At 64.5% G+C, this 12,265-nt stretch carries 18 protein-coding genes; all 18 read left to right on the forward strand.

Going from position 1 to position 12,265, the window contains the following annotated elements; all coding sequences use genetic code 11:
- Window positions 1-2: 2 nt before the first annotated feature.
- The 18 genes from ACVOME_RS07780 (at window position 3) to ACVOME_RS07865 (ending at window position 12,048) form a co-directional block, all read left to right on the forward strand.
- On the forward strand, window positions 3-302 hold the full coding sequence (locus ACVOME_RS07780) for a DUF1064 domain-containing protein (protein ID WP_164687975.1): 300 nt from the start codon (window positions 3-5) through the stop codon (window positions 300-302).
- The gene (locus ACVOME_RS07785) at window positions 302-484 is read left to right on the forward strand and encodes a hypothetical protein (RefSeq protein WP_481504935.1); all 183 of its coding nucleotides are present in this window, start codon (window positions 302-304) and stop codon (window positions 482-484) included. The genes ACVOME_RS07780 and ACVOME_RS07785 overlap by 1 nt, the downstream gene beginning before the upstream one ends.
- 4 nt (window positions 485-488) lie before the next feature.
- Window positions 489-698, forward strand: coding sequence for a hypothetical protein (locus ACVOME_RS07790; protein ID WP_322522979.1), 210 nt, complete (start codon window positions 489-491; stop codon window positions 696-698).
- Window positions 698-1,021 (forward strand): HNH endonuclease, encoded by a 324-nt coding sequence (locus tag ACVOME_RS07795; protein ID WP_429001213.1) that lies wholly within the window; start codon window positions 698-700, stop codon window positions 1,019-1,021. Before ACVOME_RS07790 ends, ACVOME_RS07795 begins: the two co-directional genes overlap by 1 nt.
- 153 nt (window positions 1,022-1,174) lie before the next feature.
- Window positions 1,175-1,552 (forward strand): hypothetical protein, encoded by a 378-nt coding sequence (locus tag ACVOME_RS07800; protein WP_227844817.1) that lies wholly within the window; start codon window positions 1,175-1,177, stop codon window positions 1,550-1,552.
- Window positions 1,509-3,389: a terminase large subunit gene (locus ACVOME_RS07805; protein ID WP_481504936.1), complete on the forward strand. Its 1,881-nt coding sequence runs from the start codon at window positions 1,509-1,511 to the stop codon at window positions 3,387-3,389. The genes ACVOME_RS07800 and ACVOME_RS07805 overlap by 44 nt, the downstream gene beginning before the upstream one ends.
- A gap of 8 nt (window positions 3,390-3,397) precedes the next feature.
- A complete protein-coding gene (locus ACVOME_RS07810; protein ID WP_481504937.1) occupies window positions 3,398-4,651 on the forward strand; it encodes a phage portal protein in 1,254 nt (417 codons plus the stop codon).
- Window positions 4,638-5,480 carry a head maturation protease, ClpP-related gene (locus tag ACVOME_RS07815; RefSeq protein ID WP_481504938.1) on the forward strand — a complete coding sequence of 281 codons (843 nt, stop codon included), beginning with the start codon at window positions 4,638-4,640 and terminating at the stop codon, window positions 5,478-5,480. The genes ACVOME_RS07810 and ACVOME_RS07815 overlap by 14 nt, the downstream gene beginning before the upstream one ends.
- Window positions 5,481-5,491: 11 nt before the next feature.
- Complete coding sequence (locus tag ACVOME_RS07820; RefSeq protein WP_322522982.1) at window positions 5,492-6,739, forward strand: phage major capsid protein; 1,248 nt, start codon at window positions 5,492-5,494, stop codon at window positions 6,737-6,739.
- Between the two features lie 61 nt (window positions 6,740-6,800).
- A complete protein-coding gene (locus ACVOME_RS07825) occupies window positions 6,801-7,067 on the forward strand; it encodes a hypothetical protein (RefSeq protein ID WP_481504939.1) in 267 nt (88 codons plus the stop codon).
- 1 nt (window position 7,068) lies between these two features.
- The gene (locus ACVOME_RS07830) at window positions 7,069-7,548 is read left to right on the forward strand and encodes a head-tail connector protein (RefSeq protein ID WP_481504940.1); all 480 of its coding nucleotides are present in this window, start codon (window positions 7,069-7,071) and stop codon (window positions 7,546-7,548) included.
- Complete coding sequence (locus ACVOME_RS07835) at window positions 7,545-7,880, forward strand: phage head closure protein (RefSeq protein ID WP_481504941.1); 336 nt, start codon at window positions 7,545-7,547, stop codon at window positions 7,878-7,880. Before ACVOME_RS07830 ends, ACVOME_RS07835 begins: the two co-directional genes overlap by 4 nt.
- A complete protein-coding gene (locus ACVOME_RS07840; protein ID WP_322522986.1) occupies window positions 7,873-8,376 on the forward strand; it encodes an HK97-gp10 family putative phage morphogenesis protein in 504 nt (167 codons plus the stop codon). The genes ACVOME_RS07835 and ACVOME_RS07840 overlap by 8 nt, the downstream gene beginning before the upstream one ends.
- Window positions 8,373-8,735 (forward strand): tail completion protein gp17, encoded by a 363-nt coding sequence (gene gp17, locus ACVOME_RS07845; RefSeq protein WP_481504942.1) that lies wholly within the window; start codon window positions 8,373-8,375, stop codon window positions 8,733-8,735. Before ACVOME_RS07840 ends, gp17 begins: the two co-directional genes overlap by 4 nt.
- A gap of 78 nt (window positions 8,736-8,813) precedes the next feature.
- On the forward strand, window positions 8,814-9,293 hold the full coding sequence (locus ACVOME_RS07850; RefSeq protein WP_481504943.1) for a phage tail tube protein: 480 nt from the start codon (window positions 8,814-8,816) through the stop codon (window positions 9,291-9,293).
- Between the two features lie 123 nt (window positions 9,294-9,416).
- A complete protein-coding gene (locus tag ACVOME_RS07855; protein WP_481504944.1) occupies window positions 9,417-9,785 on the forward strand; it encodes a hypothetical protein in 369 nt (122 codons plus the stop codon).
- A gap of 56 nt (window positions 9,786-9,841) precedes the next feature.
- Window positions 9,842-10,084, forward strand: coding sequence for a hypothetical protein (locus ACVOME_RS07860; protein WP_481504945.1), 243 nt, complete (start codon window positions 9,842-9,844; stop codon window positions 10,082-10,084).
- Window positions 10,081-12,048 carry a hypothetical protein gene (locus tag ACVOME_RS07865; protein ID WP_481504946.1) on the forward strand — a complete coding sequence of 656 codons (1,968 nt, stop codon included), beginning with the start codon at window positions 10,081-10,083 and terminating at the stop codon, window positions 12,046-12,048. Before ACVOME_RS07860 ends, ACVOME_RS07865 begins: the two co-directional genes overlap by 4 nt.
- Window positions 12,049-12,265: the final 217 nt, after the last annotated feature.

Consider the following 12,265-nt stretch of genomic DNA (forward strand, 5'->3'; position numbering starts at 1 on the left):
AGATGAACAAGACCGAGGCTGCGTATGCCGAGCGGCTGCGCGCGCTGCAGGCGGCGGGCGAGGTCCAATGGCACCGGTTCGAGGGTATGAAGCTGCGGCTGGCAGACAACACGTTCTACACGCCGGACTTTGCCGTCATGGCTGCCGACGGCGTCATGGAATGCCATGAGGTGAAGGGACACTGGCAGGACGATGCACGGGCCAAGATCAAGATCGCAGCGGCCATGTACCCATTCCGCTTCATCGCGGTGAAGGTCAGGCGCAAACGCGACGGCGGTGGCTGGGAAGTGGAGGAGTTCTGATGCACGCGACAGTGACTGTGTCGGTCCGCCTGCGCTGGTGGCTGCGGTGGTATCTGGCTGCCGTGGCGTGGTTTGCCCGGACCACGGGCATGGAACCGGACTGGGAGCGGGTCGAGTGGTGGATCTGCCGCGGCCTGGTGCTGCGGACAACGAGGGCGAACGATGGACGTAGTACGGATTGAAGACTTGACACGAATTGACGGCAGCACCGATGCCCGTATCGAGCGCTTGGTAGGAATCATCGAGCAGCAGGGCAAGCAGATCGCCGAGCTGACGCTGCATGTGGGCATGCTGGTGCAGTCCGTGGCGCAGCTGCTGGGCGAGGAAGCCGGCGCACCGGTACAGGACGAAGGTGCCGAGCCGGAGCGCGTGGATCTGGACGGGGAACCGTACTGATGAGTCCCCGTGGACTCGCGGGTAACCGGCAGGCCAAGCGGGCCTTGCCGACTAACAGCCGGGCTTGGCGGGCGCTGCGGGAGACGATTCTGGTTCGGGACCTTTACCGATGTCAGGGTCAGGGATGCGGTGTTCTCTGCATCGGTCGAGGCCAAGCCCATGTCGACCACGTGGACGGCGACCCCAACAACAACGCCCCGGAGAACCTGCGGACGATGTGCATCAGCTGCCATAGCCGAAAGACGGCCCGGGAGGATGGTGGCTTCGGGAACGATCAGCACATGGTGGTGGGGTGCGACGCCGACGGCTGGCCGATCAAGTAGGCCAGCGGCAGCGGCGCGAAGTTATCCACAGAAAGCTGAACGAAGAAGGGGAGGGGGGCTCAAAAGTTTGAGCCGATTGCCCGGCGATACGTGCGCCCCCTGTTCTTGGCGCATCCACAGTTGGAAAGACGACCCCCTCAAGGAGGGGCGAACATGGCAAATCCCCGTACGCCAGCGGCAAAAGCCGCAGTGTCTGGCGCTGCGGCAAAGAATCCGCAACGGCACCGAAACCGGAAAACTCCAAAGGGGCCGAAAGCAATCGGCGCGCCGTACAAGGGCATGACCAAGGAGCAGGTGGCCGTCTGGAAGGAACAGGTGGAGAACATGCCCTGGCTGCATGCCGGGCACCGACTCCTGCTCCGCCAGGTTTGCATCCTGGCCGCGCGAATGGCGACCGACCCCGAGATGGGCGTTTCCGCGATGCAGGCGCTGGGCTCACTGCTATCCAAGCTCGGCGCCACCCCGGTGGATGAGACAAAAGTGAATCATGGCTCAGGCGAAGACGAAGACCCGGACGACAAGCATTTCTAACTGCCGGACCAGCGAGTACCCGCTGGCGGTGGTCGAAGGCCGAATCGTGGCGGGCCCCCACGTGCGCAATGCCTGCCGGCGACACCTGAAAGACCTGGAGGACGCCCACGAGCGTGGCCTGTACTTCGACCGCGATGCCGCCGACAAGAAGATTGCCTTCTTCGAGGAGGTGCTGCGACTGAGCGAGGGCCAGTTCGAGGGCAAGCCGTTCAAGCTGCACGCCAGCCAAGCCTTCAAGATCGGCAGTCTGTTCGGCTGGAAGCAGGCGGACGGAACCCGTCGTTTCCGCCGCGCCTACATCGAGGAGGGCAAGGGCAATGGCAAATCGCCCATGGCGGGCGGCATTGCGCTGATCGGGCTCTGCGCCGATCAGGAGGCCGGCGCCCAAGTGTACGCGGTGGCCTCGCACAAGGACCAGGCAGGCATCCTGTTCCGCGATGCGGTCAAGATGGTGAAGGCGTCGCCGGCGCTGAAGAAGCGGCTTGAGTTCTCGGGTGGTGAGGGCAAGGAATACAACATCGCCCACCACAAGTCGCAGAGCTACTTCCGGCCGGCATCCCGGGACGTTGGCAAGACGGGCTCGGGCTACCGGCCGCATTTTGTCCTGGCGGACGAAGTGCACGAGATGGCAGACGGCAGGATCATCGAAATGATGGAGAACGGCTTCAAGTTCCGCCGTTCCCCTCTTCTATTCATGATCACCAATTCGGGAAGTGACCGGAACAGCGTCGCCTGGGCAGAGCATGAGCACGCGGTCAAGGTCGCAGCTGGCCACCACGAGGCGGTGAACGATCCGACCTTCGTTGGCGAGCCCATTGATGACCGCACGTTCTCGTTCGTGTGCGGCCTCGATGAGGGAGACGACCCGCTGGAGGACCCGAGCTGTTGGCTGAAAGCCAACCCCATGCTGGGCATCACGATCACTGAAGAGTACCTGCGGGCCCGTGTCGATCTGGCCAAGCAGATCCCCAGCAAGCTCAACGAGATCCTGCGGCTCAACTTCTGCATGTGGACCGATGCCGACCAGGCGTGGATGAGCCGAGAGATTGTCGAGCCTGCGATGCAGTCGTTCGACAAGGCGCAGCATCACGGTAAGCGCGCCCATCTCGGACTGGACTTGTCGCAGAACCGCGACATTACGGCGCTAGGCGCGGTAGTGGAGACCGGATCGAAGGAGGTCCTGGTAGAGGTCGAGGGCAAGAAAACACTGGTCAACAAGCCCACATTCGATGCGTGGGTGGAGGCGTGGACGCCGAGAGATACGGTCAGGGCGCGCGAACTGCGCGACAAGCTGCCCTACAGCACTTGGATCGACAAGGGCCACTTACACGCGCCAGCCGGCCAGACGATCAGCTATCGACACGTGGCGCAGACGGTCGCGGAGTACGACCGAGACTTCGAAGTTGTCCAAGTGGCTTACGACCGGTACGCGTTCCGTCAGTTCGAAGAGGAAGTAAAGGAGCTTGGGCTTTCCGTTTCGTTCGTGGAGCACCCCCAGGGTGGTCTCAAGAAGGGCAGGCCATCGGAGGCGGCAGTAAAGGCAGCCGCTGCAGCCGGCAAGCCGCCGCCCGAAGGGCTCTGGATGCCCGGATCGCTCCGGTTGTTCGAAGAGGCCCTCCTGGAAGGGCGCGTCCGCTTGCTCGGAAACCCCGTGCTCGTGTCCGCAATCATGTCGGCCGTCATCGAGAGCGACAAGTGGGAAAACCGCTGGCTGTCGAAGGCCCGCTCGGTCAACAAGATCGATGCCGCGGTCGCCGTGGTGATGGCTTTTGGCTCCGCACATTCATCGGTCGCGCCTGCCTCCGTCTATGAGCAGCGGGGCATCCGATTCTTATAGGAAACGCAATGTCCAGGTTCAACGAAGAAGACCTCAAATCGCTGGACCGCCTCTGGAACCCTCCAGCCCCGCGGCCACAAGGTGCGCGCGCTGAGGCAGGCCAGTTCAAGGGGATGGATGACCCGGCTCTGTTGGAGTTCATTCGGTCGCAGAGTGGTCACGGCGGTGGCGGCTACCAGCTGCGCAATATGGCGGTGTTGAGGTGCCTTTCCCTGATCTGCGGAACCATCGGGATGCTGCCGCTGAACGTAATTGAATCGGGCGGGAAGAAGCGGATAGCGACTGAGCATCCGGCGCACCACCTGCTCAAGGTCAAGCCGAATCCGTGGCAGACACCGTTCGAGTTCAAGCGGCAGATGGAACTGGCCAGGCAGCGCCACGGCGATGCCTACGCGCGTATCGTGTGGTCCGCCGGGCGGCCGATCCACCTCATCCCACTGGACTCCCTCGCGGTGCGCGCCGAACTGGGCGACGACTGGCGGATGATCTACCGGTTCAACAGCAAGAAGCGCGGAGAGGTGATCCTCAAGCAGGAGGAAGTGCTGCACATCCGTGATCTGTCCGTGGATGGCGTGACCAGCCTGTCGAGAATGAAGCTGGCAGATCGCGCGATCCGTCTGGCGCTGGATGCGGAGCAGGCAGCGAGCCGGATCTTTGAGACGGGCAACATGGCCGGTGGCGCCATCGAGGTCCCTAACGCCCTCAGCGACGTCGCGTACGAGAGGATGCGTACGTCCCTCGATACCGAATATGCCGGCGCCGCGGCGGCGCAGCGCTGGATGCTGCTTGAAGAGAACGCCAAGGCGAATAAGTTCGGCAGCACTGCCCAAGAGGCCCAACACGTCGAGAACCGCAGCGCACAGGTGGAGGAAGTGGCCAGGCTCTACGGTGTGCCACGTCCGCTCCTGTTCCTGAGCGATACCAGCTGGGGCACCGGCATCGAGCAGTTGGGAATCTTCTTCCTGCAGTACACGATGCTGGAGAACTTCACCAACTGGGAGCAGGCCGCTGCAAGGTCTCTGATCCCTGAGCGGGATCTGGAGCGATACCAGCCGAAGTTCAACGTGCGGGCACTGATGCGCGGCACCCTCAAAGACCAGGCGGACTTCTTCAAAGCGGCTCTTGGCTCGGGCGGCACGGCCCCGTTCCACACGCAGAACGAGATCCGCGACCTGCTGGATTACCCGGAATCGGACCAGCCCGGGGCTAATGACCTGATCAACCCCATGACACAGAAGGGAAAGAGCAATGAGCCTGCGTAAGCTGCCTGAAATCCGCGCCGAGCGACGGCTCGGTGCGGCCCAGTTCGATATGCGCCCCGACGCGCTCGAACGCTGGGAACCCGAAGTTCGTGCCGCTGGAAACGATGCAAACGGCATCTCGATCTATGACTCAATCGGCGAGAACTGGGAGGGGACCGGCGTCACCGCCAAGCGGATCAGCGCCGCTCTTCGCGCCATCGGCGATAAGGACGTGGTCGTCAACATCAATTCGCCGGGCGGTGACTTCTTCGAGGGGGTCGCGATCTACAACCTGCTGCGTGAGCACCCGGGCAGGGTGAGTGTACAGGTCATGGGCTTGGCCGCGTCGGCGGCGTCGGTGATCGCGATGGCAGGCGACGAGATCCTGATGGGCGACGGGTCATTCCTGATGATCCACAACGCTTGGGCGGTGGCCATCGGCAATCGGCACGATATGGCCGATGCGGCGAAGCTGCTGGAGCCCTTCGACACGGCTATGGCCAAGGTCTACGCGGCCCGCTCGGGTGTCACCGAGGCCGAAGCTGCCCGGATGATGGACGAAGAGACCTGGATCGGCGCCGCCCAGGCGGTAGAGGACGGCTTTGCCGATGGCCTTCTGGACGGAGCTGCCGCCACCAAGGATGCCAAGCAGGCATCGGGTGGGCGTAAGGCTCTGGCCTTGGTCGAGGCGGCAATGGCCAAGGCGGGCCACTCCCGCTCCATGCGGCGCGACACCCTGAAATCGCTGTTCAACGGCAAGCCGAGCGCTGCCGGGTCCGCCACGCCGAGCGCTGGCGGCAACGAAACCTCGGCCCTGCTGCAGGGCCTTCTCGACAACATCAAAGCCTAAGAGGCCAACACATGACCAAGATGACCCACGGCCGCGTCCCGCGCGGCCTCGTTTCCGTGCGCGCCGATGGCGGCAGCCAGCCCGACGTGAAGGCGCTGGTGGAGTCGCTGAACAAGGCTTTCGCCGAATTCAAGGCCGAGCACACCAAGCAGTTGGAAGAGATCAAGCAGGGCAGCGCCGATGCACTGCAGGCCCTGAAGGTCGACAACATCAATGCCGACATTACCCGTCTGCAGGCCGCGGTAGACCAGGCCAACACCCAGATGGCCGCATTCCAGATGGGCGGCGGCAGCGCCGGCAGCGGCGTGGCTGACGCCGAATACACCGAGTCGTTCCGTGCTCACTTCCGCAAAGGTGAAGTGCAGGCGGCACTCAACAAGGGCGCTGCCGATGAGGGCGGCTACCTGGCTCCGGTCGAATGGGACCGCTCGATCACCGACCGGCTCGTGATCGTCTCGGACATGCGCCAGCTGGCCAACGTGCAGCCCTGCTCCGGGGCGGGCCTGACGAAGCTCTACAACACTGGGGGCACTTCCTCCGGCTGGGTGGGCGAAGAGGATCCGCGCCCGGAAACCGCAACGGCGAAGCTGCGCCCCCTCAGCTTCGGCTGGGGTGAGATCTACGCCAATCCGGCGGCGACCCAGCAGCTGCTGGACGACGCCGAGATTGACCTGGAGGCGTGGTTGGCTGGTGAGGTCGAGCTGGAGTTCGCCAAGCAGGAGGGGGATGCGTTCTTCTCCGGCAATGGCGTCAACAAGCCGTTCGGCATTCTGACCTACGTGGAAGGTGGCGCCAACGCGGCCAAGCACCCGTTCGGTGCCATCAAGGCCGTGAACAGCGGGCTGGCAGCCGGCATCAACGGTGACAGCATCCTGGACCTGGTCTATGACCTGCCCTCGGCTTTCACCGCGGGTGCCAAGTTTGCGCTGAATCGCAAGACGCAGGGTGTGGTCCGCAAGTTGAAGGACGCGCAGGGCAACTATCTGTGGCAGCCGTCGCTGGTGGCCGGTCAGCCGTCGACCCTGGCCGGCTTTGCGGTGCAGGACGTGGCCGCGATCCCGGACGTGGCGGCAAACGCGATTGCCGCGCTGTTCGGTGACTTCAAGCAGACCTACACCGTGTATGACCGCAAGGGTGTGCGCGTGCTGCGCGATCCGTACACCAACAAGCCCTACGTGATGTTCTACACCACCAAGCGCGTGGGCGGCGGTGTGCACAATCCGGAGCCGATGCGGGCGCTCAAGGTTGCCGCCGAGTAACCGACCGGAATCGACAACAAGCGGGGGCGGCTTCGGCCGCCTCCCACTGCTGGGAGAAGTCATGAGCAAGCTGACAAAGCCGTTTCGCGGTGTGCGCGATGGCGAAATTTACCCGTCCGATTTCGCTGCCGGAGAAGAATGCCCGCCCGAGCTGGAGGCCGGCGCCCGCGCTTGTGGCGCATTGGCCGAGGGCAAGGCCCCGGGAGGCGCTGACCAAGAAGAGAAGGTCGAGCTGATCGCCAAGCTGGAGGCTGCAGGTGTCCCGTTCGACAAGCGCTGGGGCGCGGAGAAACTGGCCGCTGCGCTGGCTGAAGGGAAGAAGGACTGATATGCCCATCGTCTCACTCGCACAAGCCCGCTCGCATGTGCGAGTTGAGGCCGATTACCCCGAGGAACAGCTGCAGGATGCTATTGCCGGCGCGGAGGATGCCGCGCAGGCGTACCTGAATCGCAGGATCTACAGCGATGCGAGCGCCCTGGCTCAGGCACGGTCGGGCTACCCCGCAGCCGTGAAGGAGGCTGCGGCCGCAAGGGACCGGGCGCTGGCTGACGCCGTATTCATCGTCGACCGTACCGAGCGGACTGCGGCGATCCGGTTGGCTGATGTCTCGTATCGAGAGGCCAAAGCCGAGGCCGACGCCTGCATCAACGGTGTCGTTGTGAATCCGAGCATCGTCGCGGCCATCCTGCTGACGATCGGTCACCTCTACGCGAATCGCTCGGACGTGGTCGTGGGTACGCAGGCGGTGGAGCTTCCACAGGGCGCAAAGAGCTTCTTGCGCCCTTACCGAAGGGTGATGATGCCATGACGCTTCTGGATGGCGATTTGCAGCACCGCATTCGCTTCGAGCGCAAGACGGACTCGCGGGATCCGCTGGGCGGACCAGGCAAGCCTGTTTGGGCGGAGGTCGTGAGTGTGTGGGCTAAGGCCACCAACAATCTTGCGGCAACGACTGAGGCGGTGGCAGCGGGTGCCGAGCGCTACCGAGAGCAGGTCCGTTTCGACATCCGCCCGCGTGAAGTTGATCCCAATTGGCGGATCGTCTTCCGTGGACGCGCGTTCGATATCAAGGGTATCGCGCCGAGTAACGACCGTAGCGAAATGGCGATCATCGCCGTAGCGGGGTTGAGCGATGGCTGATCAGGTCACGATTCAAGGGTTGGAGGGGCTGCTGCGCTCGTTGCGGGAGGCGCCCAAGGCTGTGCAGGGCCGCGCGGTGCAGACGGGCATGCGCAAGGGCGGGAATCTGATCCGGGACGACGCTAGACGCCGGGCGCCGAAAGCATCGGGCTTCATGGCGTCTCAGATCGTCACCCGCCGGGCCAACTCCAGGAGCCGCCAGCGCGCAGGTGTAGGCCAGGGCGGTGAGTACTTCACCGTAGGCGTTAAGACGGGTCGCCGCCGCAAGTACGCCAACACCAAGCGCAACCGGCGTCGTGGTCGCGTTGGGAAGGTCTACGAGGAGTCTGGGTGGGCCTATTACTGGCGGTTCGTGGAGTTCGGCACCAAGAACATGCGGGCCTCTCCCTTCCTCACACCCGCCGGTGAGACGAAAGGACCGGAAGCGGCACAGGTGATCATCAATGAAACCTGGGCGGCGCTCGACAAGCAGCTGAAGAAGGATGGCTGGCGATGATGGTTCCTTTGATCCAATCCCTGCTGGAAGACGATGTGACCGTCCGGCAGGCCCTCGGCGACCCCGCCCGCCTTTTCCTGGGTAGCGCGCCTCAGGACACGCCGCTCCCCTACGCGACGTGGGAGGTGGTCAACGGCTTGCCAACCGCAATGCTGTCCGATCCGCCACCGGCCGATGGCTGGCGGGTCCGCATGACCGTATGGGGCGAAGTCCTCAGCCAAGCCAACGGCGTTGCCGTCGCCATCCGCGATGTGGTGGAGCGCGTGGGCAGCATCGAGTCGTACAACCCGACTCCCGACAGCGACGGCACGGATGCGATAGGCATTTCATTCGACGTGCGGCTCCTGCAGCTGCGCTGATCCACACAACGGCAACCCACCGGCCCCGCAAGGGGCCTTTTTCATGCCCGGCGACGGGCACAACGCAAGGAAACCCCTATGGGACAGGTAATCAAGTCGAAGCATTCGCAGCTGTTCGTCGCCATCGCCGCGGCCGAGGTCATCAAGGTGACCCGCCTGCGTTCGGTTGGCTTCCCCGATGGCCAGGCATCGGAGATCGATATCTCCGACTACGACGACGACTGGGACCAGTTCGTCGCCGGCCGCAAGCAGACCGGCAGCACCAGCATCGAGATCATTTACGACAGCGTCGACCACGAGAAGTTGGAAGAGCTGCACGAGACCGGTGCTGTCGTGAACTGGCTGGTGACCGCGCCGCTGTCGGAAACCGAAGGCGTGGCCAAGCCCACCGCCGTTGCCGGCAAGATCACCCCGCCGGACACCGTGCTGTCCAAGCAGTTCGACGGCTTCGTGCAGAACTTCGCCGTGACCAGCCAGGACAACGACGTGTGGAAGGCGACGATCACCATCCGCGGGTCTGGCGCGGTCACTACCCACCGGCCTTCGACCGGCGGTTGATCGTCACAACGGCGCACATCTGGGCCCGCTTCGGCGGGCCTTCTCTTTGGCAGGGCGCGCGGATCCTCCGCGTGTTAGCCGTGCGCGGCCCGCGCGCTCTGTCGCCATTCAAGGAAACGGCCAATGAGCAAGACCAACGAAACCACCGACACCCAGCAGCCTGTGAGCATCCTGCAGTCGTTCACTGACCTGGGCATGTTCGCGTCCAAGGACGTGCACGCCGACACGATCACCCTGCCCAACGGAGCCAAGGCGCAGTTCCATGTTCGCGAGCTGCCGGATGTGGAGTTCCGCAAGCTGTGGGGTGAAGGAGACCGGGCCAAGCTGATCGCAGCGACGATCTGCGACGAGGACGGCAAGCCCGTCATGAACGTGACGCAGGCCGCACAGCTCAAGCCGCTGGTGGCCGCAGAGCTCCAACGGGTGGCCATGAAGCACTCCGGCTTCGGTGACGAGGCCGCGCAGGCACAGGCCGACGCGGGAAACGGCTAAGGCAGCGCGGCGAGGACTGGTTCTGGAAGGTTCTCGCCGGTCACCTGCATCGCACGGTGTCTGAGCTGCGGGCGAGCATGTCGCGCCGGGAGTTCCTGGAATGGTGGGAGTTCCATAAGCGGAACCCGATCGACCCCGTCAGCCTGCATATCAAGCCCGCTGCCTTCGCCGCGTACATCATCGCCTCGCACAGCCAGGGCGGGACCAAGCGCTCCTTTCAGCAGTACCTGGACGTCCTCGTGCCACGGTCCGATGAGGACGAGGCGCAGGAGTGGTTCGACGGATTGGGATCACCATGACCGACACATTCGGGCGCTTTGCCGCCACCCCCATTGGCCCGCTGCTCGCTGCGCGAGACGGCGGGCTCACCCTGGCCACTACAGGTGCCACGGCACTGGCCAGCCATGCACGTTCAGATTTCAGCCTCAACGCCGGCACGGTAGGCGTTGAGTTTGCGGTGTGGGGTGACGACGCCGTCGCAGCCAGCGTAGGCTTCGCTACTGGATCCGCGGCACTGAACAAGGCTCTCGGTGCGGACCTGGCCAGCATCGGCTGGGATCTTGCCGCTGGGCGGCTACTGCAGGCCGGTGGTGCAATCGCGACTGGCCTGCCCACGGTGGTTCACGGTGACATTGTCGGGTTGCAGGTGGTGTTCTCGACCCCGCGGCAACTCCGGCTCTATCGCAATGGTGTGCAGGTGCACCAGCGGGAACTGCAGCTGACCGGCCCACTGTTCTTCGCTGCCTCGCTGGGTGCAACGAAGGCCGGCGGCCTTTGCCTGGCAGTGAACGCGGGACAGTGGGGGCCGCGCAGCGAAGCGGCAGCGGCCGGTTGGCGACTTCCCACGCCTGCCGTCAGCGCCACGCGTCTGGCCGACGTGGACTGGCTCTCGGCACCGGGTGATATCCCCGCGAACGTCCGCTACGAGGGCCTGGTGGCCGAAGGCGTCAGCCTGATACAGGAGCTGGCGTTTTGGCCGTGGGGCGGTGAGCCCGTGTCCCAGGCAGCGGCAGCCGAATGCGTCGTGATCGATGCGGACGGCCTGCTGGACGGCCTGGCGGGCACGGGTGCCGCCGGCAGTTCGGTGCAGATCCTGCTGGCAGCCGAGAGCGGGATGCGGGCTGACGCGGTTCCGGCATTCCGGTGCGCGATTGAGCAGATCGAGATCAACGACGACGGCACCAAAACGCTGCACCTGCGCGATGCGCACGACTATCTGGACGAGACGGTCAACCGTGGCGTGTTCTTGCCGAACGTCGCCTCGCTGGCATGGAAGCCGCAACCGGTGGTGATTGGCGCGGTCGCCAGCATCCCGGCCATGAGCGGGAACTCCGATGCAACCTCGATGTTCGTCTCTGACGGCCGGGTCTACATCAACGCGGTGATGGACCGCGGCGACCTGATGGAGATCGACACCTACAACGAGGCGCCGGACGGTCAGCAGCTGCTGCTGAAGTCCCCGCCGGTGACTCCAGTGGTGGTCGATGCCTCCAGCATCGGCGCGGGGATGATGCCGGCACGGTTGGAGCAGGCGGTAGGCGACGTAATGGCCCGGCTGGGCCGCGCGGCATGGTCTGCCAGCGACTGCGCGGTAATTGACCAGGCCACGGGCTACCTGGGCATCGGCTACTACGCAGGAACGGCCATCACGGGTCGCGCGGCGCTCAACGCGCTTCTGCCCAGCTACGGCGCCGGGTGCTATCAGGACCCCGCCGGGGTGCTGCGCTTCGTGCGGGTGACCGCGCCTGAGGCCCATACGGGGGCGTTGGCGTTTGACCTGTCCGAAGCGGATCTGGCGGCTGACCTGGTCATGGTTCCCGACGACGCTCCGAACCTGACCCGGCGAATGGCATACCGACCCAACGCCCAGGCCCTGAGCGCCTCAGACCTGGTCACCGACGTGGTCGACGTGCCGCAGATCCGCCGCGACGAGCTGACGGGCCTGTACCGTGGTCAGGTGTATGGTGCTGGTCCGTTGCACGCGCACTACCAGCGGGCGGAAGCGGCGGACCCCGTCATCTCGCTGTTCTGGCAAGCGGCCGATGCACAGGCCGAGATTGACCGGGTCCTTGGCCTTTACCAGGTGCAGCGTCACTTCTACCAGCTGACGGTGCGTGGAGATCAGGAGCTGGCGCCGCTGCCCGGTCAGATTGGCCGACTCACGTACAGCCGCTATGGCTTGGCGGACGGCAAACCGGTGCTGGTGCGGCGCGTGGAGCGCAACCCTGCCACGGGGGACGTGGTGCTGACGGTATGGGGCTAGGTATGCGAGACGTTCGCCAATTCGATGTAGTGGTCGCGAAGTTCCAGCCCCGCCGCCGAGACGACCTGGTGCCTGGCGCTCTGGACATGATCGGTCAACGGGCCACGTGGAGAGCGTGCTGGCTGATTGAGGATGGCGAGTATGCCGGTGAGTGGGCGATGACGATGCTTCCCGACACCGGGCAGCTCAGTCCGTTTGCGTGGGTGCCGTCGGGAGA

The sequence above is a fragment of the Stenotrophomonas sp. STEN008 genome (genome assembly GCF_056760435.1).